Origin of the sequence: Sphingobium sp. B11D3A, from assembly GCF_025961695.1 — a bacterium.
Classification (GTDB): domain Bacteria; phylum Pseudomonadota; class Alphaproteobacteria; order Sphingomonadales; family Sphingomonadaceae; genus Sphingobium.
On record NZ_JAOQOE010000001.1, the window covers coordinates 1,260,234 to 1,283,168 of the forward strand.

The following is a 22,935-nucleotide window of genomic DNA, read 5'->3' on the forward strand; positions in this document are numbered from 1 at the left end:
CTCAGAAGCGGGCGCGAACGCCGCCGTACACCGCGCGGCGCTCGACCGGATAATAGATCGCTGACGCTCCAGTGGCAGCTATCACTGCCGAAATGTCGCCGATGGCCTTCTTGTCGGTGATGTTCCGCACGTCGAGGAACAGGTCGATCCCGCTGGTCAGCGTCGCGCCTGCTGTCAGGCCCAGCAGCGCATAGCCGGGCGTGCGCGTGCTGTTGGCGTAATCGGCAAATGCCCCTTGGGGCACCCATTCGAGATTGGGCGCGACATTGAGCGCCGCCGTCCCGATCCGAACTTCACTGCGCAGTACATTCAGCGGCACCACCGGCAGGCGGTTGTTCTGGAAAACCGCATCGTCGACGAAGTGGAAGTCCGAATATTGCCAGATCTGGCGCAGGCGCAGCCAGGGGGTCGGCGCGAGGCTGACGGCGGCCTCGATGCCACTGTGCCGCGTGCGATCCGCGTTGAAGGTGGCGGCCGGAACGGTGGTGCCATTGGGGGAATATTGCAGCAGCTCATCGCGCAGGGTGGCACGGTAGGCGGTGATATCCCAGCTCACCATGCCCGCCTGCCCGCGGGTGCCGATTTCCGCCGTCCAGGCCGTCTGCGGGGCGATGGCCGCAATGAGCGTGCTGACCGGCGGCGTGCCGACGCTCTGGAAAACCTCCCCGAAGCCCGGGAATTCCGCCGAGCGGCTGTAGTTGGCGAAGAGCTGGATGTCCGGCGTCGGCTCGATGAGCACGCCGAACTTGGGCGAGAATTCATTGAACGCCAACCGCCCGCTTTGCCCCGTGGAGAGCAGGACCGTGCGCTTGCGGAAGCCATCGGCATAAATGCCGCCGGCAATCAGCGTGACGCCCGGCACCGGCTGCAGGCGCGCCTCGCCATAGACATTGGCGGTGCGCGCGGTCTGATCGGCATCGAAGGTCAGCGCGCCGCGTTCCCCATTCACATTCCGATACTGGCGCGCCCGCGTTTCGCCGTGGCGGAACTCGCCGCCCAGCGTGAAGGAGAGAATGCCGGCATCATGGTCCAGCCGGGCGAAGACGCCCCGGTCGGTCGATTTCTGATCGATGACTTCATAGATGGGGTGGAACAGATCCTTCATGTTGAGGAAGGCCCCGACATCGAGCCGGGTCTGCCCCCAATCGAAGCGGGTGCGGTTCTGCAGGCGGATCGAGTCGATATCCCGCCCCTGATCGCCGCTGAAATTGCCTTTTTGCGGATTATTCAGAACATCCGTAGCGGTAAGCGCGCCGGGCAGATCCTGACGGATGCGGTTGAGGCTCGCATAGAAGCGCGTGCTCACAACGTCGGACAGAGCGAGGCCGACATTGCCATGGACGCGCATGCTCTCGCGATGGGCGTGCTGGCGGTCGCCATCCGAGGTATCGGCGCTCATGCCGACCCAATAGTCGGCCGGGCCACTGTTGCCGCCATAGGCCGCCAGCCCCCGGACTGTCTCGAAGCTGCCGGCATCGGCGCGCAAATACAGGCCGGGCGCATCCTTGCCGGTGGGGGTCACGCCATTGATCGCGCCGCCCAGCGTGCCCGAGCCGAAGCGCAGGGCATTGGCGCCGCGATAGACCTCCAGCCGCTCGAAGAAGATCGGGTCCAGTTCCTGAAAGTCGCCATTGTCGTCAGCGAGATTGATCGGCGCGCCATCCTGCAGCAGCGTGATGCCGCGCATGTGGTAGCCGCGCGAGAGGCCCGAGCCGCGAATGGAGAGGCGAACCTCCTGCCCATAGCGCGGCTGGGTGTAGACGCCGGGTGAAAAGGCGAGCGTATCGCGCAGTGAGACGATGGTCTTGTCGGCATAATCCTCGTGCCGGACGACATCGGTGCCGCCCGGCGTGGCGCGGGCGAGCCGCTCGGCATCCTGCGTTTGGGACTGGCCCACAACGATGATGGTGCGCTCGCCATCGGCGGCGGCATCAGCAGCCTCCTCGGCAAAAGCGGGCGTGGCCATGGCGAGCATGGTTGCGAGAGCGATAAAGGACGTTTTCATGATGATGTCTCCCCCCGTTCGGGGTCTGAAATATTGTGGGTCAGGCGATCAGGCGGCGAAGTTCGGCAAGGGCCGCATCTTCGCTATCCTGATCGCTCAGCAGGGATTGCAGGCGCCCGTCGCGACCCATGAGGATGACGAAGGCGCTGTGATCGATGGTGTAATCGCCGCCCTCGAGCGGGATCTTCTGGTAGAAGACCCGGAAGGACTTCGCCGCGTCGGCAATCTGGGTTGGCGAACCGGTGAGGCCGAGAATGGGCGTGCCGAACAGATCGACATAAGCACCCACATCAGCCGGCGTGTCATGGCCGCTGTCGACCGAGACGAAGACGATGCGGAACTTGTCCCCATCGGCCCCCATCGCCTTGCGCAGATGCGCCATGCGGCTGAGGGTGGTCGGGCAAATATCCGGGCAGCGGGTGAAGCCGAAGAAGATCGCATAGGGCGTGCCCTTGAGCGTCTGCGCGGTGACCGGCTTTCCATCCCTGTCGACCAGCGAGAAATGCTGGCCCACATCGGCCGGCGCCCCCGCTATCACTTGCGGCGGACCTTGGGTGACGAACCGCAGGGCCAACAGAATACCAAGGCCAAGGGCAGCGAGCGCCACCAGCAGCCAGAGCCACAAACGAATGCGAGCCAGCCGGCGCGGATCAGTGTCCGCCATGGCTGCCTCCATAAGTGACGGCCTCGACGGCGAACGAGACCTGCACCTTGCCGGCGCGGGCGAAGTCGAGCGTGACGGGAATGGTCTCGCCGCGCACCAGCGGGCGCTTGAGGCCCATGAACATGATATGGAAGCTGCCCGGCTTGAGCGCGACAGAGCCGCCCGCCGCGACCGGCAGGCCATTCTTGAGCGGCCGCATCCGCATGACACCGCCCTCCATGCTCATGCTGTGGATTTCGACGCGGGTGGCGACCGGCGTGCTACCGCCAGTGAGCCGCTCATCCGCACGGGCGCTGTTGGTGATGGTGAGGAAACCGCCACCCGCAGACTGCCCACGCGCGGTTTCCCGCGCCCAGGGTCGATCGATGGTGAGGCCGTCCTTCTTGACGCCCTGCGCGGTGGCAGGTGCCACCAAAGCTGCGGCGAAACCCGCCGCGATCACGATAGGAATTTGCATTGAGAAACACTCCGACATGCCCACGCGTGACGACGCGCCGGCAGGACCGACAAATCAGCTCAGATTGTCAGGCGTAGGCCGGAGGGCCGCGTAGGGGGGGTCGGAGATAGGTCTCATGCCGTGGCAGCCGCAGATCGGGCTGCAGCAGGGCCGTCGCGAAGATGAACGCCAGCGCGGCTTCAAGCACGACCGGATCGGTTGCGGCAAGCGCCTGAGCCGTCAGGCCGCCGAAGGCGCAGGTCTGATCCGATTGGGTCTGCGGCGTCTTGTCCTTGCCCTCGACGGGAATGTGCAGCGTGATCGGCCCCGCCCCGCCGGACGAGCATAGCTCGACGGTGAGCGTCTTACCGCTGACGACCGGCATGAAGCCCGCCGGCATCAGCGCCTTGAACAGCAACGCGAGGCCGAGCAGCGTGGCAGCCCAGCAGCGGTGCGAATGAACAAGGCGGCGCATATGCAACACGGCCGCGCTCCTAATCCCCTCCGCCGCATTTGTCACCCGCGAACGGATAAAACCTCACGGCGCGCAGGCAGGAGCGGATTTTCTAGAACAGATAGCTCAGGCTGTGCAGCGTGAGACCGACCAACCCGCCGACAAGGGTGCCGTTGATACGGATATATTGCAGATCGCGCCCGACCGCATTTTCCAGCCGCCCGGTGATCGTTCGCGCGTCCCAACTGCGCACGGTTTCGGAGACCAGCAGGACGATGCTGTCGCCGTAGCGCGCCGCCGTGCCGACCGCGACGCGCCGGGCGAAACGATTGACCACATGCTTGAGCGCGGGATCGTCGCGGAGCGTTTCGCCAAGCTGGCGCACCACCTCGCCCATCCGCCCGGCGAGCGCTGCCTGCGGATCACGTGCGGCGCGCAGCATGGCCTCGCGAGCGGCTTGCCAGATGCCATCCAGCCAGCGCTGCATGGCCGGGTTAGCGATCATCTCGTCGCGGATGCGGTCGACACGCGCCTGCATCTTGGGATCGGTCTGGAGATCGTCCGCAAGGGTCGCCAGCCCCTCCTCCACCTTGGAGCGCAGACGGTGCTCGGGGTCGTCAGCAGCCTCCTGCAGCAGCCTGTCCAGCCCGTCGATGATCTTGTTGGCCAAGGTCTCGTCGAGCCCCGTGAAGCGCATGATCTTGCCCGAGCGCTCATGCACGATCTGGCGGATGAGCTCGCGATTGGCTTCCAGCGTCCGCGCGCCCCAGCGGATCAGGGCGTCGAGCACCGGCTGGTGGCGCCCGTCCTTCATGGCGGCGGCGAGCAACTGGCCCAGCAGGGGCGCGGCATTGAGTTGGCCGATGCGCTGGACCAGCACGCCCTTGAGCATCCCGCCTAGCCGCTCATCATCCAGCGCTTCCAGAGAATCGGCCAGCAAGCGGGAGGCGCCACGGCGCAGCCGTCCATCGCCGGCGGCCGGCGCCGCCAGCACGCGCCCGGCCGCGCCGGCGACATCCAGCCGGCCCATGCGGCGAGCGACGACGGCGGGCGTGAGGAAATTGTCGCGCAGGAAGACGGCCAGCGTATCGCCGATGCGGTCCTTGTTGCGGGGGATGATCGCAGTGTGCGGGATCGGCAAGCCCAGCGGATGACGGAACAGCGCAGTAACCGCGAACCAGTCGGCCAATCCGCCGACCATGGCCGCTTCCGCAAACGCCCGAACGAAGCCCAAAGCCGGATGCAGGTCCTCGAACCGACGCGCCGACACATAGGCAATCGCCATCACGACCAGCAACCCGGTCGCAATGATGCGCATCTGCCGCACGCCGCTATGGACGGGAACCTTGATCATGCGACGTCTCTAGCCGAGTGCTGCCCCTGGGTCATCCGGCAAGGCATCGCGCAACAGGTCCATCCCCGCACGCGAACCAAGCCGCTGCCGGAAGAAGTCCCGCCAGCGACAAGAGTTCCTGAAACCCCTGCTTATTCGGCTGGCTGAGCGGCCTCGCCCTTGCCGTCATAGGTCAGCACCCGGCGGCGCAGCCACGGGCCGATCCGCTTTTCCACGCCATCAGCGAGGCTGAACGCCGCCGGCACGATCGCGAGGGTGAGCAGCGTCGAGAGGATGAGGCCGCCGATCACGGTGATGCCCATCGGCGAGCGCCAAGCGCCATCACCCGTGAGCGAGAGCGCGGTCGGCACCATGCCGGCGGTCATGGCAACTGTCGTCATCACGATCGGCTGGGCGCGCTTGTGGCCGGCTTCCATGATCGCCTCGAACTTGGGCACGCCCTTGTCCATCTCCTCCAGCGCGAAGTCGATCAGCAGGATCGAGTTCTTGCCGACGATGCCCAGCAGCATGAGCAGGCCGATATAGACCGGCAGCGAGAGCGGCTCGTTCATCACCAGCATCAGCAGCAGGCCACCCAAGGGCGCCAGCGCCAGCGAGCACATGTTCACCAGCGGCGAGATGAATCGCTTGTAGAGCAGCACCAGCACCGCGAAGACCAGCAGCACGCCAGAGGTCACGGCGATGACGAAGTTCTGGATCAACTCCTCCTGCCAGCGATCGCTGCCGACAGCCTGATTGCTCACGCCCTGCGGCAGGTTGCGCATGGTCGGCAGCTTGTTGATCGCCTCCATGACAGGACCCTTGACCGCGCCCTGCGCCAGATCCGCACCGACGAAGATGCGGCGCTGCTGGGCATAACGCTGGATGGAGGTGGGCCCGGAGCCGAAGCTGATCTCGGCGACGCGGCTGAGCGGCACGGTGCCGCCGCCCGCCGTGGGGACAGGCAAGTTCTCGATGTTCGAGAGATCGCGCCGCGCCGATTCCGGCAGCATGACCCGGATGGGCACCTGACGATCGGACAGCGAGAATTTCGCGCTATTCTGGTCGATATCGCCCAGCGTCGCGATGCGGATCGTCTGGCTGAGCGCGGACGTCGTGACGCCAAGTTGCGCCGCCAGATCGAGCCGCGGACGGATGATGAGCTCCGGCCGCTGCATGTCGGCATTGACGCGCGGCGCCACCACACCGGGCAGGCTCTTCATCTCTTCGGCAACCTTCGTCGCCGTCTCTTCCAGAAGCGCCGGGTCAGAGCCGGAGAGCATCACGGAAATATCGCGTCCCGTGCCGAACCCGCCCTGCTGGGACGCGAACGAGACGCGCGCGTCCGCTATTTCCGCGAGGCGAGGCGCCAGTTCGCGCTCGAACTCGATGCTGGTCCGCTTGCGGTCCTTCTTGAGCGTGATGAAGATACGGGCATTGCCTTCGCCGACGTTCGCCATGGCGGTATCGACTTCCGGCTGCTTGTTCAGCAGCTCGGTCACCTGATCGGCAATGGCCTCGCTCTGCCGGAGCGTGGTGCCCGGCACTGCCTCGATGTTGATCCGGCTGAAATCCTGATCGGCATTGGGCTCGAACTGCTTGGGCATCGAGATGAGCAGGATGACGGTCAAGGCGAAGGCTGCCAGACCAAAGCCCATCATCCAGACGCGATGATCGAGGAAGCGTGCGCGAATCCGCCGCCCCAGCCCGCCGCCACGGGCATAAGCCTTGGCCTTGCGATCATCGAGTGCCCAGCCAAGCAGGCTCATATAGCGGTCCATCAGCCAGCCTTCGCCATGCTTCTCCTCGCCATGATGTTCGAGGAAGTAAGCGGCGACCAGCGGCGTGATCATGCGCGCGACGGCAAGGCTGATCAGCACGGCGATGACGACCGTGAAGCCGAAATTCTTGAAGAACTGACCGGTGATGCCGGGCATCAAGGCGACCGGGAAGAACACCGCGACGATGGACATCGTCGTTGCAACCACCGCGAGGCCGATCTCATCCGCCGCGTCGATGGAGGCCTGATAAGCCGTTTTGCCCATGCGCATGTGCCGCACGATGTTCTCGATCTCCACGATCGCATCGTCGACCAGCACGCCGGCCACCAGACCGAGCGCGAGCAGGGACAGGGAGTTCAGGTTGAACCCCATCAAATCCATGAAATAGAAGGTCGGGATCGCCGAGAGCGGAATGGCGATGGCGCTGATCACCGTCGCACGCCAGTCGCGCAGGAAGATGAACACCACGATGACGGCGAGCACCGCACCCTCGATGAGAGCGTGCATCGAGCTGCTATACTGGCTCTTGGTATAGTTCACGCTGTTGAAGCGCTGGTAGAAGCGAATGCCGGGATTTTCCGTCTCAAGCTGCTTCAACACCTTGAGCGTTTCATCGAAGACGCTGACGTCCGATGCGCCCTTGGCGCGCTCGATGGAGAAGTTGACGACCTGCTTGCCGCCGACCTTGGCCAAGCGCTTCTGCTCGCCATATCCATCGGTCACGCTGGCGATGTCCGCCAGCAGGATCGTGCGGCCGTTGCCCAGCGATATCTGGGTCTGGCCGAGGCTGTAGGCATCCTGCGCATTGCCCAGCACGCGCACCGACTGGCGCGAGCCGGCGATCTCCGCCTGGCCGCCCGCCGCGTTGACGTTCACCTGACGCAGCGCCTGATTGACCTGGGACGCCGTGACACCGAGCGACTGCATCTTGGCCGGATCCAGCGTCACGCGGATCTCGCGATCGACGCCGCCGCCGCGCCCGACGCGCGCCATGCCTTCGATGCCGAGCAGGCGCTTGGCCACCGTATCGTCGACGAACCAGCTCAGCTGCTCGATCGTCATGTCCGAAGCCTGGACCGAGAAAAACGCGATCTCGGCGCCGCCGACTTCGACCTTCTGGACGAACGGTTCGAGAATGCCATCGGGCAGATCGCTGCGGATCTGGTCGACCGCGTTCTTCACTTCCTGGGTCGCGACGTTGGAATCGACGCCGATCTGGAACTGGACGAAGGTCTGGCTCGATCCTTCGCTGGCCGTCGACTGGATTTCATCGACGCCATTGATCGACCGCACCGCCGCCTCGACGCGCTGGGTGATCTGTGTCTCGATTTCCGTCGGCGCGGCGCCCGGCTGGCTGATCGTGACGTTGACGGCCGGAAAATCGATGTCCGGATTATCCACGACGGCCATGCGGCTGAACGCAATGATGCCCGCCAGCAGCAGGCCGATGAAGAGCACGATCGGCGGCACCGGATTGCGGATGCTCCAGGCCGATATGTTGCGAAGACTCATCTCGTCTGTCCTGCCAATCTAGCGTGTGACGGCCGCCACAAGCAGCGGCGCCCTGTTAGACGTCGCCTGTTAGACGTCGCCCTGTCAGGCGTCGCCGGTCAGCCGCCAGCCCTTCCGTCCGTTGCACTCTTCGCGAGCCGGGGCTTGACCGTCTCGCCCGGGCTGAGGAAGCCGCCGGCATAGAGCACGACGCGCTCCGAACCATTGAGCCCCTGCACCACCGCGATGCCCCGCGTTGTCACGGCGCCCGTCTTCACCGACCGGCGCTCGACCTTGTTATCCTTGCCGACGACGTAGACATAGCTGCCCTTCGGGTCGCTCTGAATCGCGGACTCCGGCAGGACCGCTGCCGACACGCGCTCCATAGCAATCTCCGCATTAGCGAAACCACCCGGACGCAGCGCGGCATTATAAGGCACGGCGATGCGGACGATGCCCTGGCGCGACGTCTGGTCGATCACCGGCGCGATCTGCCACACGCGGCCCTCGAAGCTCTGCGTCATGCCGACAGGCGTCACGCGTGCTACGGCACCTTCGGACAGCAAGGCCAGCTCATCTTCGGAGAGCAGTGCCTTCATTTCCATTTCGCCCGCGCGCGCGATGCGGAACAGCACGCCACTGCCGCCGGAGACGACCTGACCCGGCTCGACCGAACGCGTGAGCACCAGCCCTGCGGCCGGCGCGCGAATATCCAGCCGCCCGACCTGCGCGCGCATCTGGTTGAGCTGCGCCACCGCCACATTGACCCGGGCCACGGCAGCATCGCGCGTCGCGGTCTTCTGGTCGATGTCAGCGCGGGACACGAACCCGTCGCTCACCAGCGCCTTGGCGCGATCAAGATTGTTCTGGGCCAGCTTGGCGTCGGCCCGAGCGACCTGCACGGACGCTTCGAGCTGGGTAATCTGCTGGGCCTGCACCGATCGCTCGATGGTCGCGAGAATCTGATTCGCGCCGACCCAGTCGCCCGGCTGAACATGAACGGCGACCACGCGGCCACCCTCGCCAACCACGCCGACGGGCATATCCACCCGCGCTGCCAGCGAGCCGGTGGCATTGGCGGTGCGCGTCACGGCTTCCTGCGCGGGCACGGCGACGGTGACGATTGCCACCTGGCTGACCTGCTCGCCCTGATCGCCCGAACCGCCGAAGAATCGATAGGCCAGCATGGCGATGACCGCCAACGCGACCAGCGCGCCAACGACCAGCAGCAGGCGCCGCCGCTTCTGCCGACTCTCGGCCTCTTCCGGGTCCACACTGGACACGCCGTATTTCATGTTCGCTTCATAGTTCATGAGTTTCGCCGCCTAGGCGCCCCTTAGCTCGAACTGTATTACATGAATAAGTCACTATCGACAAGCGGGATTATACCCACCTTCTCGCAGCCGCAACACCCTGGGTTCACTTCGCTTTCTAAGCTGAAGACCTTACAGGACAGCAGCATGAATGAACGCTGAGCAAAAGCGATGCTCGGCGGATGCGCCTGCATGAAATCCGAGTGTCGCGGCGGTGCCGGCTTGTAGACTTCGTCTACTTGCTGTCAAACGAAATTGACCCGCGAAAAGTCTCCACCGTTTGTGAGGCTAGCGCCCCATTTTTCGCTGCGTCTTGCCATAGCGCATCTTGCGCGTACCGGGCTTGCCCTCCGTTGCGCGGCCAAGATAGCGCCCGGCATTGGCGGTGACTTGCTGATCGACGGGGAGCCCCAGTTCCTCGGCTTCCAGCTTGCGGATCTGGTCACGCAGGCGGCCGGCTTCCTCGAACTCGAGGTCGGCGGCAGCGGTGCGCATCTTCTTTTCGAGATCCTCGATATAGGCGCGCAGATTGTGGCCCACCATGTGCGGCGCATCGTCGAGGCCGGTGTCGACGGTCACCTGATCCTTGCTGGCGACATGGGCGATGATGTCGCCGATCTGCTTCTTCACGCTTTCCGGCGTGATGCCATGTTCCAGATTATAGGCGACCTGCTTCTCGCGGCGACGGTTCGTTTCGTTGAGCGCGCGCTCCATCGAGCCTGTCATGCGGTCGGCATAGAGGATCACGCGGCCATCGATGTTGCGCGCGGCGCGGCCGATGGTCTGGATGAGGCTGGTTTCCGAGCGCAGAAAGCCTTCCTTGTCGGCATCGAGAATGGCGACGAGGCCGCATTCGGGAATATCCAGGCCCTCGCGCAGCAGGTTGATGCCCACGAGCACGTCATAGACGCCCAGGCGCAAGTCGCGGATCAGCTCAATGCGCTCCAGCGTCTCGACATCGCTGTGCATGTAGCGGACCTTGAGGCCTGCCTCATGCATGAACTCGGTCAAATCCTCGGCCATGCGCTTGGTGAGCGTGGTCACGAGCGTGCGGTAGCCCTTTTGCGCGGTCAGCTTGGCTTCATGGATCAGGTCGTCCACCTGATCCTCGACCGGCTTGATCTCCACCGGCGGATCGATGAGACCGGTCGGGCGGATGACCTGCTCGGAGAAGGTGCCGCCGGTCTGCTCCATCTCCCAGTTGCCGGGCGTGGCGGAGACGCTGACCGTCTGCGGGCGCATCGCATCCCATTCATTGAAGCGCAGCGGGCGGTTGTCGATGCAGCTCGGCAGGCGGAAGCCATATTCGGCGAGCGTCACCTTGCGGCGATGATCGCCCCGCGCCATCGCGCCGATCTGCGGCACGGTCTGGTGGCTCTCATCCACGAACAGGATCGCGTTTTCCGGCAGATACTCGAACAAAGTCGGCGGCGGCTCACCCGGCAGGCGACCGGTGAGGAAGCGGGAGTAATTCTCGATGCCGGCGCAGGAACCAGTCGCCGCGATCATCTCCAGATCGAAATTGGTGCGCTGCTCCAGCCGCTGCGCCTCCAGCAACTTACCCTCCTCGAGCAGCTCCTTCAGCCGCTCGGTCAGCTCATGGCGGATCGCCTCCATCGCCTGCTTGAGCGTCGGGCCGGGGGTAACGTGGTGCGAATTGGGGAAGACCTTGACGTAATCGAGGCTCGCCGCCTTCTTGCCTGTCAGCGGATCGAACTCCACAATCTCCTCGATCTCGTCGCCGAAGAAGCTGATCCGCCAGGCATTATCCTCATAGTGGCTCGGGAAAATCTCCAGATTGTCGCCGCGCACGCGGAAATTGCCGCGCGCGAAGGCGGCATCGTTGCGCTTATATTGCAGCGCCACAAGCTTGCGGATGATCTCCCGCTGATCGGCGCTCTCGCCCTTCTTGAGGCTGAAGGTCATCGCTGAATAGGTCTCGACCGAACCGATACCGTAAATGCACGAGACGGACGCGACGATGATCACGTCATCGCGCTCCAGCAGCGACCGGGTCGCCGAGTGGCGCATCCGGTCGATCCCCTCGTTCACGCTCGACTCTTTCTCGATGTACGTATCCGAGCGGGGCACATAGGCCTCGGGCTGGTAGTAATCATAATAGCTGACGAAATATTCCACCGCATTGTCAGGGAAGAAGCTCTTGAACTCCCCATAGAGCTGGGCGGCGAGGATCTTGTTGGGCGCCAGCACCAGCGCGGGGCGCTGTACCGCTTCGATCACCTTCGCCATGGTGAAGGTCTTGCCCGACCCGGTGACGCCGAGCAGCACCTGATCCTTCTCGCCAGCCTCGGCCGCCTCGACCAGCTCGGCAATGGCGGTCGGCTGGTCGCCGGCCGGCTGATAATCGCTCACCAGCTTGAAACGCCTGCCGCCCTCCGCCTTCTCCGGGCGTGCCGGACGATGGGGAACGAAGGACTGGTCGGTTTGGGGCTCGGCTAGAGTCGTGCGGATCTGGATCGCCATAGGGGGAATATGGCGATTGTGGCCGCCGGCGGCAATGGGGCGGAAGAACAAAGCGGGATCGACGATGACTGGGCCCGCCATCATGATATGGGGTGAGCATCAGTCAGGCTTTACGGCCGATCCGACCCCCCGCGCCTTATTCTCGGGCTTGCCCCGCGCAGGCGAAACCTCCATCACCGGCCGGACGAGCTTGGACACACAGGTGCCGGGCCTTGCGACGAGGATATGCCCATGCGCGCCGTTTTTCTGATCACCCCTACCCTTCTTGTCCTCTCCGGCTGCGATAGCGGCCCGGATGTTTCGGCGACCAACGCGACGCCCGAGGAAGTGCAGCAGCAAGTGGCGGCTGCCGGCGGCGATGGCGTCATGGTCAGCCCCGGCCGGTGGGAAGGCCAGATGACGGTGCAGGAGATCGAGATGCCCGGTCTGCCGGCCGAAGCGCGTGATCACATGAAGGCGCAGATGGGCGCCGGGCGAAGCTTCACCAGTTGCGTGACCGAGGAGGATGTGAAGGAGCAGAAGGCCTTATTCCCCGGCGAGCACGACAAGAGCTGCAAATATGATCACTTCACGATGAAAAATGGTAAGATTTCCGCGCTACTCAAATGCGATGGCGGCGCGCAGGGCCGCATGGAAATGAAGATGGACGGCGAATATGCCCCCGACCGCTACCGGATGGAAATGGCCTCAAAGGCCCAAGGCGGGGACGCCGCAGGCGAGATGACGATGAAGATGACAGTAGATGCCAAGCGGGTCGGCGCCTGCAAGGGAGACGAGCAGGGCTGACAGCCTCGGTCGCCCTGCGGGCGATAGGGACCCGCCCATGCGAAGCGTTTCAATTCGGGGCGGCAGAACTAGCGTGGAGCGGGACCGGTTAGCACCAGCCGAATTCTACTGTATGGAGCCGCTGGTTCGCGCGGCGTTGAGTCGGGCAAGCGGTCCATCCCGGTGGAGAGGCACCCATGATCGGCTACACGACGGTGGGCACCAATGACCTGCAGCGCGCCATGGCCTTCTATGATGCGCTGTTCGGCAGTGTCGGCATCCGAAGGTTGCTGGAGCTGCCGCATATCGCGGCCTGGGGCGCCAGCTGGAGCAAACCGATGTTTGGCGTCGCCAAGCCCTTCAATGGCGGACCGGCGACCCCCGGCAATGGGGCGATGGTCGCCATGGGCCAGCGCACGCGGGAGAAGGTGCGGCGCCTACATGGCAAGGCCATCGAAATGGGCGGGGTGGATGAAGGCCCGCCTGGTCTGCGTAGTGCCGATGGGAGTCAGGCCTTCTACGCCGCCTATGTGCGTGATCTCGATGGGAACAAGCTCTGTTTCTACTGCGTCGGTCCCGGCGACGGCGATGCGGAGACGGCTGCGCTGGCCGGCTAGATCCGCAAACACACGCGGGCGGACAGAATTTTCCGGGCGACCTGCGCTGCGCTTGTGCTAACGGCGCGCCATGCTGACCATCAATGATATCACCGTGCGGCTGGGGGGCCGTGTCATTCTCGATGCCGCGAGCGCGGCATTGCCGCCCCGGTCGCGGGTCGGCCTGATCGGCCGCAATGGCGCCGGCAAGTCCACCCTGATGAAGACGATCATCGGCGACCTCGACCCCGATGGTGGATCGGTCGACATGCCCCGTGACACGCGGCTGGGCTATATCGCGCAGGAAGCGCCGAGCGGCAGCGCCACGCCGTTCGACACCGTGCTCGCTGCCGATACCGAGCGCGCTGCGCTGCTGGTGGAGAGCGAGACGTGCGAAGACCCGGACCGGCTGGGCGACCTGCACGATCGCCTGATCGCCATCGATGCCTACGCCGCGCCCGCGCGCGCGGGTCGCATCCTCACGGGCCTCGGTTTCGATGAAGAGATGCAGAACCGGCCGCTCGACAGCTTCTCGGGCGGGTGGAAGATGCGTGTCGCGCTGGGCGCCCTGCTCTTCTCCGAGCCGGACCTGCTCCTGCTCGACGAGCCATCCAACCACCTCGACCTCGAAGCGACCCTGTGGCTGGAAAGCTTTCTCAAAGAATATCGCGGCACGGTGCTGGTGATCAGCCACGAGCGCGACCTGCTCAATAATGTGGTGGACCACATCCTGCATCTGGAGGGCGGCAAGATCACCCTTTATCCGGGTGGCTATGACGCGTTCGAGCGGCAGCGCGCCGAGCGGCTCGCCCAGCTCGAATCGGCCCGCGAGAAGCAGGCGGCAGAGCGTGCCAAGCTGCAGGATTATGTCGCGCGCAACAGCGCGCGCGCCAGCACGGCCAAGCAGGCGCAATCGCGGGCCAAGGCCCTGGCCAAGATGCAGCCCATCGCCGCTGCCCTGGAAGACCCCAGCCTCTCTTTCGACTTCCCCGATCCCGAAGCGCTGCGCCCGCCGCTCATCACGCTCGATATGGCGTCGGTCGGCTACAATGAGACCCCGATCCTCCAGCGCCTCAATCTGCGCATCGACCCCGATGACCGCATCGCGCTGCTCGGCAAGAACGGCAACGGCAAGACGACGCTGGCCCGGCTACTGGCCGCGCAATTGCCGGCCATGGACGGCGCGATGAACGCCTCGGGCAAGATGAACGTCGGCTATTTCACCCAATATCAAGTGGAAGAGCTGGATACGGAAGACACCCCGCTGGAGCACATGACCCGGCAGATGAAGGGCGCCACCCCCGGCGCGGTGCGGGCGCAGCTTGGGCGGTTCGGCTTTTCGGGCATAAGGGCGACCCAGAAGGTCGGGTCGCTCTCGGGCGGCGAACGCGCGCGGCTGGCGTTGGCGCTGATCACCCGCCACGCGCCGCACCTGCTGATCCTCGACGAGCCGACCAACCACCTCGACGTCGATAGCCGCGAGGCACTGGTCCAGGCGCTCAACAGCTATTCCGGCGCGGTGGTGATCGTCAGCCACGACCGGCACATGATCGAGCTGGTCGCCGACCGGCTGGTGCTGGTCGATAGCGGACTGGCGCAGCCTTTTGACGGCAGCCTTGAGGATTATACCGACTTCGTGCTCGGGCGCGGTGCCAGTGCCCCGGCGAAGGAGAGCGGGTCCAAGAACGACCGCAAGGCCGATCGTCGCGCGAACGCCCAGGCACGGGAGCGCTACAAGGCGCTGCAGGCGGCTGTGAAGAAGACAGAGAAAGCGCTGGCCGATCTCACCGCCGAGCGCTCGCGGATCGATCTCGCCCTGTTCGATCCGGCAAAGGCTGGCCCGCAGGAAAAGGACCGGACGATGAGCGAACTGATGCAGCGGCGCGCCAAGCTGGACGGCGCCATCGAACAGGCCGAACAGAGCTGGATGGAAGCCAGCGAGGCGCTCGATAGCCTCGACGCGGCCTGACCGGGGCGAGCCTGCCATGACCGCCGCCGCCCGCCTCGACGCCTATCTGACCCGCCTCGGCCTTGAGTCCGCGCCGGCGCCCGATGCCGACGGCCTCGCCATTCTTCAGGCGGCGCAGCGCCGGCGCATCGCGTTCGAGAATCTGGATGTGCGCCTGGGCCGCCCGATCCTGATCGACGGGAACAGCGTGTTCGACAAGCTCGTCACCCGGCGGCGCGGCGGCTATTGCTTCGAGCAGAACCGGCTGTTTGCCGACATGCTGGGCACGCTTGGCCTGCCGGCCAGACCGCTGCTCGCGCGGGTGTTGCTCGGCGCGGCGCCCGGCGACATCCCGCCGCGCACGCATACTCTGTTGCTGCTTGAGATCGAAGGCCAGCCTTGGGTGGCCGATGCCGGATTTGGCGGCAGTTTCGTGCCGCCCCTCCCCTTGCAGGACGGCGCCGAGGCCCCGACGCCCGACGGGGCCAGCCATCGCCTGCGCCGGACCGGCCAGCCCGGCGACGTCCTCGGCGAATGGCTGCTGGAGCGCGCCGGCCCGACGGCCTCCACCGACGGGCGCAGCGTGGAGACCGACGACTGGCAACCGCAATATGCGTTCCACCTCGATCCGGTGGCACCCATCGATCTGGAGCAGTGCAACCACTGGACCTCCACGCGGGCGGCCTCGCGCTTTACGACCCTGCACATTGTCAGCATCGTCCTGCCCGACGGCTTTGCCGCGCTGACCGAGCGGAGTTTCTCGATCGCGCGGGGGTCTAACCGCGAAATCCGAGATATTGCCGCTCCGGAAGAGTATCGGGCAACGCTGGCGGAGGTTTTCGGCCTCACCCTTGCGCCGGATGACGTGGCCGCACTGCCCCTGTTTGCGCCACTTAACAGTTCGAGCGCGGCCGAATAATCGGCGTTACCTCTTACCGATGACGCGGTGCTCCTGCGGAAGCAGGAGCCCAGGGCGGCGGGGGACAGCGGTTGTGCCCTGGGTTCCTGTTTTCACAGGAACACAAGGCGGTTCCTAGGCTTGACCGCGCCTAGCTCAATGATCGCACGATGAAGATCAGCAGCATCCCACCGAGCACGGAGCCGATGAAGCCGACCGGGCGGAAGTTGCCGCTCTTGCCATCCATCAGCCCCGCGAAGAAGCCGCCGATGATGCCACCGCCGATGCCGAGCAGGATCGTGGCGATCCAGCCGAGGTCCACGGCGCCGGGATAGAAGAAGCGCGCGAAGACGCCAACGATGAGGCCGACGACGATATAGCCGATGATCCGGAACATAGATGCATCCTTCCTGCCCGCGGCGTCATGAGCGCGCCGCTGAGCGGTTATTGCGCGGATCGGCCCGCACCGCAACGGCGTCGAGCGCTTGCCTGCGCAGGCCAAAGGCGTATAGCGCGCGGCATCCAAACCGCCTTTCCTTGCCATTTGCCGGGAGTCTCACGCGCGCCATGACCGTGACCATCAAGACCGCCGACCTGATCGAAAGCGTCGCCGATGCGCTTCAATTCATCAGCTACTATCACCCGATGGATTATATCCGCGCGCTGGGCACCGCCTATGAAGCGGAGCAAGGGCCGGCGGCGAAGGACGCCATCGCGCAGATCCTCACCAACAGCCGCATGTGCGCCGAGGGCCATCGCCCGATCTGCCAGGATACTGGCATCGTCAACGTGTTCGTGAAGTGGGGCATGGATTGCCGCCTCGACGACACCAGCAAGTCGCTGCAGGAGGTCGTCGACGAGGGCGTGCGTCGCGCTTATCTCAACCCCGAGAACAAGCTGCGCGCATCCGTGCTGGCCGACCCCGCCTTCACGCGGCGGAATACCAAGGACAACACGCCCTGCGTGCTTCATGTCGAAATGGTGCCGGGCCATCATGTCCATGTCGATGTCGCGGCCAAGGGCGGTGGCAGCGAGAACAAGTCCAAGTTCAAGATGATGAACCCGGCTGACAATATCGTCGACTGGGTGCTTGAAATGCTGCCGCAAATGGGCGCCGGCTGGTGCCCGCCGGGGATGCTCGGCATCGGCATCGGCGGCACGGCCGAGCATTGCGTCCACCTCGCCAAGAAGGCGCTGATGGAGCAGATCGACATGGCGAGCCTCAAGGCGCGCGGGCCGCAGACGGACATCGAGGCGCTGCGCATCGAGATTTTCGACAAGGTGAACGCGCTCGGCATCGGCGCGCAGGGTCTGGGCGGGCTTGCTACGATCCTCGACGTCAAGATCCTCGATGCGCCCTGCCATGCGGCGGGCAAGCCAGTGGCGATGATCCCCAATTGCGCCGCCACGCGCCACGCGCATTTCTCGCTGGATGGCTCCGGCCCCGCCTATTTGGAAGCGCCCAAGCTCGATGAATGGCCCAAGGTGGACTGGAAGCCGAGCGCCGAAGCGATCTGCGTCGATCTCGATGCGCTCACGCCCCAGATGGTGCAGAGCTGGAAGCAGGGCGACCGCCTGCTGCTCAACGGCAAGATGCTCACCGGCCGCGATGCCGCCCACAAGCGCATTCAGGACATGCTGGCCAAGGGCGAGCAACTGCCGGTCGAGTTCAAGGGCCGCGTGATCTATTATGTCGGTCCGGTCGATCCGGTGGGCGAGGAAGTGGTCGGCCCGGCTGGCCCGACGACCGCGACCCGCATGGACAAGTTCATGCGGATGATGCTCGACGAGGGCCTGCTTGCCTGCGTCGGCAAGGCCGAGCGCGGCCCGGCGGCGACCGAGGCGATCAAGGAGGCCAAGAGCGCTTATCTGATGGCGGTCGGCGGCGCGGCCTATCTCGTCGCGCGGGCGATCAAGGGCAGCAAGGTGGTCGGCTTCGAGGATCTAGGCATGGAAGCGATCTACGAGTTTGAGGTGCAGGACTTCCCCGTCACCGTCGCGGTGGATAGCGAAGGCAACAACGTCCACCAGCTCGCGCCGCTCGTCTGGCAGGAGAAGATCGCCCGGGAAGGCCTGCTGGAGAAAGCATGAACCTGACCCGGCATAGGGCGCAGCGTTGATTTCTTCGCCGATCTGGCTGCCGGCGACGCTGCTGGCCGGCCTGCTTCAGGCGTGGCGGACGGCCGTGCAGCGGCGCGTCGGGCAGATGATGTCCGTGAATGCCGCTGGCCTTGTGCGCTATCTCTACGGCCTGCCCTTCGCGGCGGTGCTGATGCTGGGCTATCACGCCCTGCTGCGGGACGGGCTGTTCCCGGCCTTCTCCAGCGCCACCGTCATCTACAGCGCATTGGGCGGACTGGCGCAGATTCTGGCGACGAATCTGCTGCTGATGGCCTTCCATCATCGCAATTTCGTCGTCGGCACCGCCTACTCCAAGACGGAAGCTGCGCAGGGCGCCCTGCTCTCCATCCTGTTGCTCGGCGAGACCCTGAGCCTGCTGGCCTGGATCGGCATCGCCATTGGCGTCGTAGGCGTCATGCTGCTCTCGACCGGCGGCAAGCGGATGAGCGCGGGCGATTTTCTGCGCGCCCTCGGCCAGCCCGCCGCGCGCTACGGCATCGCGTCCGGCTTCTTCTTCGCGCTCACGGCGATTGCCATTCGGCGCGCGACGATGGACGTGGCCACGCCCGACCCCATTTCCGCCGCGCTGACGGTGCTGGTCATCACCGTTGCCCTGCAGACGGTGATGCAGGGCGGCTACCTGCTGTGGCGCGAGCCGGAACAGGTGCGCAGGGTGTTCGAGACATGGCGCGTCTCGGGCCAGGTCGGCTTTCTCTCCGCACTCGGCTCGGCCTGCTGGTTCACCGGCTTTGCGACGGCACCGGTAGCGCTGGTGCGGATCGTCGGCCAGAGCGAGGTCGTCTTCACGCTCAGCTTTGCGCATTTCTATCTGCGCGAGCGCCTGCGCCGGAGCGAAGTGATCGGCCTGCTGCTGGTGGTGAGCGCGGTGGTGCTAGCGCTGCTCGGCGCCCGAGATTAGGGCGGCGCGCCACTAATACCGCACTGCACAACGTCATTTTAACCGCTTGTTCCTAAACCGCCCTTTGAGCGGGAGACAAAAGCGCGTGAACATGACGAACCGGCTGGAAACGACGATCTTGCATGTCGCCGAGCATACCGGCGCGCTCGGCCTGCGCACGCTCGACCTGCAGGTGGACATTGCCGAGCTGGCCGACCGCGTCACCGATCAGGCATCCATGCTCGAAACGCTCGAAGATGCCGCGATCGCGCTCGGCCAGATGGGCGATGACGTAGGCGACAATGCCGATCAGGCCCGCGCGCAGGCCAGCACCGCGCGCAAGGTAGTCGATGATTCGAGCACACAGCTTGCCTCCGCCTCGCAGAATGTGCTGGATCTGATCGATCAGGTCTCCCGCATTCACGAGCGGCTGGACGGGTTCAATCTCGCCCTTGCCAGCGTGAGCGACACCAGCAAGGTGATCAGCGGCATTGCCGGCCAGACCAACCTGCTCGCGCTCAACGCGGCCATCGAGGCCGCCCGCGCCGGCGACGCCGGACGGGGTTTCGCGGTGGTGGCGGCGGAAGTGAAGAAGCTGGCGCAGGAGACGGCCCTCGCCACGCAGCAGATCGAAGGATCGATCCGCGAATTGCGCAACGAAGCGCAGACCATGCTCGATCGAATCGCTCAAGGCGCGGAAAAGGCCAACGGTGCCCACGCCGCCTCGGGCGAGATCGCCGCGCTGGTCGCGCGGTTGCGGGATCTGATCCTCGGCCTCTCCGGCAATAGCGAAGCGGTGTCGGCCAACATTCACGCGATCCTCGGCTCGGTCGGCGAAATCCGCACCGGGCTCTCCGACCTCGCCGATGCTTCCATCGACAATGCCATCGGCCTCCAGCGGCTATCCACGCGCGTCATCGACGTGAGCGAGGACACCAACCAGCTGCTCCAGTATCTCGCCGAAAGCGGTGTCGACATCCCGGATTCGCCTTATATCCGCTTTGCGTCCGAAGCGGCGGCGGCCATGGCCTCTGCCGTCGAGGAGGCCATCGCAGCCGGCGAGATCACGGCCGATCAGATCTTTACGGACGATTATGAGCCGCTGGCGGGCAGCAATCCGCCGCTGTTCAGCCATCCTGCCCAGCCTCTGATCGAGCGGATTGCGGCAGGCTGGCGGGAGGGTGCGCGGCAGCTGCCGGGCCCGGTTGGCTTCAACTGCCTCGACCGCAACGCCTTTTGCGCGCTTGCTCTGTCCATACAGGGCATGGAGCAACCCTCCGCAGCCCTGGAGCCAGCGAGCGATCAGGGCCAGCAGGGGCAGATGCTCAATGCGCCGCACATGCGCGCGCTGGCGCGGAACACGCGACCGTTCACCGTGCGGACGAGTCGCCGCCCGCTGGCGCAGGGCAGAAGCGGGCTGTTCAAGCAGGTGGTGGCGCCGCTCTCCATTGCGGGCCAGCATTGGGGCGTCATCGAACTGATCTATCAGCCGCCGCTGGCTGCGCCGCTCACCATCGCAGCCTGAAGGCTCAGCCGCGTTGGCGCGGCACCAGATGCCAGGCGCACACCGTCGCCATGCCGCCGCAAACCATCAGGGCCAGAGCGAGCGAAGCCGGCTCTCCCGCCGTCACGCGCGAGAAAATCGCCACGATCAGGCCGGCCAGCGCCAGTTGGACGAAGCCCAGCAAGGCCGAGGCCTGACCGATGCTGTGCGGATGGGTGGACAAGGCGCCCGCCTGCGTCTGCGGCTGCACGATGCCCCAACCCATGGTGTAGAGCATCTGCGGGATCACCAGCGCGACCCATATGTGCGGCCACGCAGAGACCGCCAGCAGCATGACCAGCGGCCCGGCCGCCTGGAACAGCACGCCGACCCGCAAGGTGCCATCCACGCCCAGGCGACGGACGAGACGATAGGATAGGAAATTGCCGGCGATGAACCCTGCCGTCGCCAGCGAAAGCATCGCGGCATACCCAGCGGCTGAGACGCCGAGATAGTCGATGATGACTTGCGGCGCGGCGGAAGAAAACAGCAGGATGCCGCTGTAAGCAAAGGCGTTCGCGATGATGTAGGCCATCAACGCGCGCGACCGGGCAAGGCCTGAGAGGGTGCGGAACAAGGCGCGCAGATCAAAGGGGAGCCGCTCTTCGCGCGCCAGCGTTTCCGGCAAGCGCAGGGTCGTCACGACGACCAGCACGCCGCCCATCACGGCCAGTGCCACCAGGGGCGCACGCCAGCCGCCTGTCGCCACCAGAACGCCGCTGATGAGTGGCGCCAGCGCCGGGGTGAACCCCATGATGATGCCGATCAGCGCCAGAGCGCGCGCGGCGTCCTCCCGGCCAAGCTGATCGCGGACCATCGTGCGGGCCAGCAGCACCGCTGCGGCTGCGCCGACGCCCTGCAGCGCACGAGCCGCGAGCAGCATCGGGAAGCTCTCCGCAAATGCACCCAACAGGCCCGCCAGCGTAAATAGCAGCAACCCGCCGATAACAACCGGCCGGCGGCCCAGCGCATCCGCGCACATGCCGCCCAGCAGCTGCGCGATAGCGAAGCTGATCACGAACGCGCTCATCGCCGTCGGCATATGAGTGGGGTCTGCCCCAAGGCCGCTCGCAATAGCCGGCAAGGCGGGCGACACGCCTTCGATGGCGGCCGGCAAGGTCGCCGTCAGCGCGGCCAGCAGCAGGACATGGCCGAGCGGGAGATGCGACGGTGCGGGCGCGCCGGGCGCCGCCTTGGAAGGATGATCGGTCAGAATGGGGGTCCGTTCAACTGTTGCCGGGGCCGTTCAGCTTGCCGAACCGCGCCTCGAAGCCGGCAGTGTCACCGCGCGCAAGGAAGCCGGCTTGCTCCACCCAATTGTCGCGCACGATGCGGCCTTTGAACGTGCCCAGATTGGCATCGACCGTCGCGATGTCCGCCGCGTTCCAGCCGGCGATCTGGTCGAAGCGGGTAATCCCGAGTTCCGTCAGCAGCGCAGCCAGCTTCGGCCCGACGCCCTTGAGCAGGCGCAGATTGTCCGGCGCGCCCACGGCGGCAGGAATGCCGATGGCGTTGGGCGTTGTCGCCGCCGGGGCCGGGGCTGCGAGGGAGTCATCCGGGATCGGTGTCGTCTCGGCTGCGGCCGTCTGCGGCTCAGACTTGCCCTCGAACTTATGCGCGACCTCTTCGGCGATGTTGCGTGCCGCTTCCGTCACCGCGCCCACGGCGGTGGCCGAGGTATCGATATGGTCCGCCGCTCCGAATCGTGACCGGAAAACCCACACCAGCAGAATGATGAGCGCGATTGCGCCGATGATCATGATGATGCCTTGGGACATGCCGACAATCCTCTGTGCCTGACTCTTCGCCCGATCCATAAGGCGGCCTCGGCGGATTTGCCAGCATCACGAGGGCGCGCATTCGGTGCACGTCGCCAAGCCCGTCCCGATGGCCGGCCTTTTCCACATCTTTATTTTTCCGGCCCGCTTTCTGCGCTTGCTTTCCGGCAAGCCCGCGCAGGACCGCGCGTCGCTGCACTGCAGCATAAGCAGACATCGCCCAACCGAGTCATTTCGTCGATGAAATGCGGCCCCGCGATCGCCATTATACCTTGCATCCGCAATCATCTGTGGCACTATCAATAGTGTTAGGGGTCCGGGGGCTACGCTATAGATTGTGCTTCGTGATGTTCTGGATAGCGCGCCAAGGCGCGTAACCCGGCGGAAGTTCCCGCCGACATCCGAATTTGAGGTCTCTCCGGCCAAG

The 22,935-nt window shown here is 65.3% G+C and carries 18 protein-coding genes; 7 read left to right on the forward strand and 11 right to left on the reverse strand.

Annotated features, from left to right (window positions below; all coding sequences use genetic code 11):
- Window position 1: 1 nt before the first annotated feature.
- The 8 genes from M2332_RS06025 to uvrB form a co-directional block, all read right to left on the reverse strand.
- Entirely contained in the window at window positions 2-2,005 is a 2,004-nt protein-coding gene (locus M2332_RS06025; protein WP_264573344.1) for a TonB-dependent receptor family protein, read from the reverse strand.
- 40 nt (window positions 2,006-2,045) lie between these two features.
- A complete protein-coding gene (locus M2332_RS06030; RefSeq protein WP_264573345.1) occupies window positions 2,046-2,669 on the reverse strand; it encodes an SCO family protein in 624 nt (207 codons plus the stop codon).
- Window positions 2,656-3,126 carry a copper chaperone PCu(A)C gene (locus M2332_RS06035; protein ID WP_264573346.1) on the reverse strand — a complete coding sequence of 157 codons (471 nt, stop codon included), beginning with the start codon at window positions 3,124-3,126 and terminating at the stop codon, window positions 2,656-2,658. The genes M2332_RS06030 and M2332_RS06035 overlap by 14 nt, the downstream gene beginning before the upstream one ends.
- Window positions 3,127-3,193: 67 nt before the next feature.
- Complete coding sequence (locus M2332_RS06040) at window positions 3,194-3,580, reverse strand: DUF2946 family protein (RefSeq protein ID WP_413715979.1); 387 nt, start codon at window positions 3,578-3,580, stop codon at window positions 3,194-3,196.
- 91 nt (window positions 3,581-3,671) lie between these two features.
- Window positions 3,672-4,913, reverse strand: a complete 1,242-nt coding sequence (locus M2332_RS06045) for a DUF445 domain-containing protein (RefSeq protein ID WP_264573347.1) — start codon at window positions 4,911-4,913, stop codon at window positions 3,672-3,674.
- A gap of 131 nt (window positions 4,914-5,044) precedes the next feature.
- Window positions 5,045-8,185: an efflux RND transporter permease subunit gene (locus M2332_RS06050; RefSeq protein WP_264573348.1), complete on the reverse strand. Its 3,141-nt coding sequence runs from the start codon at window positions 8,183-8,185 to the stop codon at window positions 5,045-5,047.
- Between the two features lie 98 nt (window positions 8,186-8,283).
- Window positions 8,284-9,477, reverse strand: a complete 1,194-nt coding sequence (locus M2332_RS06055) for an efflux RND transporter periplasmic adaptor subunit (RefSeq protein ID WP_264573349.1) — start codon at window positions 9,475-9,477, stop codon at window positions 8,284-8,286.
- Between the two features lie 288 nt (window positions 9,478-9,765).
- Entirely contained in the window at window positions 9,766-11,961 is a 2,196-nt protein-coding gene (gene uvrB, locus M2332_RS06060; RefSeq protein ID WP_264574907.1) for an excinuclease ABC subunit UvrB, read from the reverse strand.
- Window positions 11,962-12,192: 231 nt separating this feature from the next.
- Between uvrB and M2332_RS06065 the strand changes: the two genes are divergently transcribed.
- The 4 genes from M2332_RS06065 (at window position 12,193) to M2332_RS06080 (ending at window position 16,189) form a co-directional block, all read left to right on the forward strand.
- Window positions 12,193-12,747 (forward strand): DUF3617 domain-containing protein, encoded by a 555-nt coding sequence (locus M2332_RS06065; RefSeq protein WP_264573350.1) that lies wholly within the window; start codon window positions 12,193-12,195, stop codon window positions 12,745-12,747.
- A 176-nt stretch (window positions 12,748-12,923) separates the two neighbouring features.
- Entirely contained in the window at window positions 12,924-13,343 is a 420-nt protein-coding gene (locus tag M2332_RS06070) for a VOC family protein (RefSeq protein ID WP_264573351.1), read from the forward strand.
- Window positions 13,344-13,413: 70 nt separating this feature from the next.
- Window positions 13,414-15,291, forward strand: coding sequence for an ABC-F family ATP-binding cassette domain-containing protein (locus M2332_RS06075; RefSeq protein WP_264573352.1), 1,878 nt, complete (start codon window positions 13,414-13,416; stop codon window positions 15,289-15,291).
- Between the two features lie 16 nt (window positions 15,292-15,307).
- Window positions 15,308-16,189, forward strand: a complete 882-nt coding sequence (locus M2332_RS06080; RefSeq protein ID WP_264573353.1) for an arylamine N-acetyltransferase family protein — start codon at window positions 15,308-15,310, stop codon at window positions 16,187-16,189.
- A 130-nt stretch (window positions 16,190-16,319) separates the two neighbouring features.
- On the opposite strand, the gene M2332_RS06085 is transcribed toward M2332_RS06080, so the two are convergent.
- Window positions 16,320-16,565, reverse strand: coding sequence for a GlsB/YeaQ/YmgE family stress response membrane protein (locus M2332_RS06085; RefSeq protein ID WP_264573354.1), 246 nt, complete (start codon window positions 16,563-16,565; stop codon window positions 16,320-16,322).
- Window positions 16,566-16,735: 170 nt separating this feature from the next.
- Here M2332_RS06085 and M2332_RS06090 point away from each other — a divergent pair, with 170 nt between their 5' ends.
- The 3 genes from M2332_RS06090 to M2332_RS06100 all read left to right on the forward strand — a co-directional run bounded on the left by M2332_RS06090 (window position 16,736) and on the right by M2332_RS06100 (window position 20,712).
- Complete coding sequence (locus tag M2332_RS06090; protein ID WP_264573355.1) at window positions 16,736-18,259, forward strand: fumarate hydratase; 1,524 nt, start codon at window positions 16,736-16,738, stop codon at window positions 18,257-18,259.
- Window positions 18,260-18,284: 25 nt separating this feature from the next.
- Entirely contained in the window at window positions 18,285-19,208 is a 924-nt protein-coding gene (locus M2332_RS06095; RefSeq protein ID WP_264573356.1) for an EamA family transporter, read from the forward strand.
- A gap of 91 nt (window positions 19,209-19,299) precedes the next feature.
- On the forward strand, window positions 19,300-20,712 hold the full coding sequence (locus M2332_RS06100) for a methyl-accepting chemotaxis protein (protein WP_264573357.1): 1,413 nt from the start codon (window positions 19,300-19,302) through the stop codon (window positions 20,710-20,712).
- A gap of 4 nt (window positions 20,713-20,716) precedes the next feature.
- Here the strand turns inward: M2332_RS06100 and M2332_RS06105 are convergent, their stop codons facing one another.
- Together M2332_RS06105 and M2332_RS06110 are read right to left on the reverse strand one after the other, a co-directional pair.
- A complete protein-coding gene (locus M2332_RS06105) occupies window positions 20,717-21,946 on the reverse strand; it encodes a Bcr/CflA family efflux MFS transporter (protein ID WP_319801496.1) in 1,230 nt (409 codons plus the stop codon).
- A gap of 10 nt (window positions 21,947-21,956) precedes the next feature.
- Window positions 21,957-22,508: a hypothetical protein gene (locus M2332_RS06110; RefSeq protein ID WP_264573358.1), complete on the reverse strand. Its 552-nt coding sequence runs from the start codon at window positions 22,506-22,508 to the stop codon at window positions 21,957-21,959.
- Window positions 22,509-22,935: the final 427 nt, after the last annotated feature.

Coding starts and splice junctions, on each gene's coding strand:
- M2332_RS06110 (WP_264573358.1), bottom strand. CDS start 22,508: ATGTCCCAAGGCATCATCATGATCATCGGCGCAATCGCGCTCATCATT.
- M2332_RS06090 (WP_264573355.1), top strand. CDS start 16,736: ATGACCGTGACCATCAAGACCGCCGACCTGATCGAAAGCGTCGCCGAT.
- M2332_RS06100 (WP_264573357.1), top strand. CDS start 19,300: ATGACGAACCGGCTGGAAACGACGATCTTGCATGTCGCCGAGCATACC.
- M2332_RS06065 (WP_264573350.1), top strand. CDS start 12,193: ATGCGCGCCGTTTTTCTGATCACCCCTACCCTTCTTGTCCTCTCCGGC.
- M2332_RS06030 (WP_264573345.1), bottom strand. CDS start 2,669: ATGGCGGACACTGATCCGCGCCGGCTGGCTCGCATTCGTTTGTGGCTC.
- M2332_RS06075 (WP_264573352.1), top strand. CDS start 13,414: ATGCTGACCATCAATGATATCACCGTGCGGCTGGGGGGCCGTGTCATT.
- M2332_RS06055 (WP_264573349.1), bottom strand. CDS start 9,477: ATGAACTATGAAGCGAACATGAAATACGGCGTGTCCAGTGTGGACCCG.
- M2332_RS06025 (WP_264573344.1), bottom strand. CDS start 2,005: ATGAAAACGTCCTTTATCGCTCTCGCAACCATGCTCGCCATGGCCACG.
- M2332_RS06050 (WP_264573348.1), bottom strand. CDS start 8,185: ATGAGTCTTCGCAACATATCGGCCTGGAGCATCCGCAATCCGGTGCCG.
- M2332_RS06040 (WP_413715979.1), bottom strand. CDS start 3,580: ATGCGCCGCCTTGTTCATTCGCACCGCTGCTGGGCTGCCACGCTGCTC.
- M2332_RS06035 (WP_264573346.1), bottom strand. CDS start 3,126: ATGCAAATTCCTATCGTGATCGCGGCGGGTTTCGCCGCAGCTTTGGTG.
- uvrB (WP_264574907.1), bottom strand. CDS start 11,961: ATGGCGATCCAGATCCGCACGACTCTAGCCGAGCCCCAAACCGACCAG.
- M2332_RS06045 (WP_264573347.1), bottom strand. CDS start 4,913: ATGATCAAGGTTCCCGTCCATAGCGGCGTGCGGCAGATGCGCATCATT.
- M2332_RS06080 (WP_264573353.1), top strand. CDS start 15,308: ATGACCGCCGCCGCCCGCCTCGACGCCTATCTGACCCGCCTCGGCCTT.
- M2332_RS06085 (WP_264573354.1), bottom strand. CDS start 16,565: ATGTTCCGGATCATCGGCTATATCGTCGTCGGCCTCATCGTTGGCGTC.
- M2332_RS06070 (WP_264573351.1), top strand. CDS start 12,924: ATGATCGGCTACACGACGGTGGGCACCAATGACCTGCAGCGCGCCATG.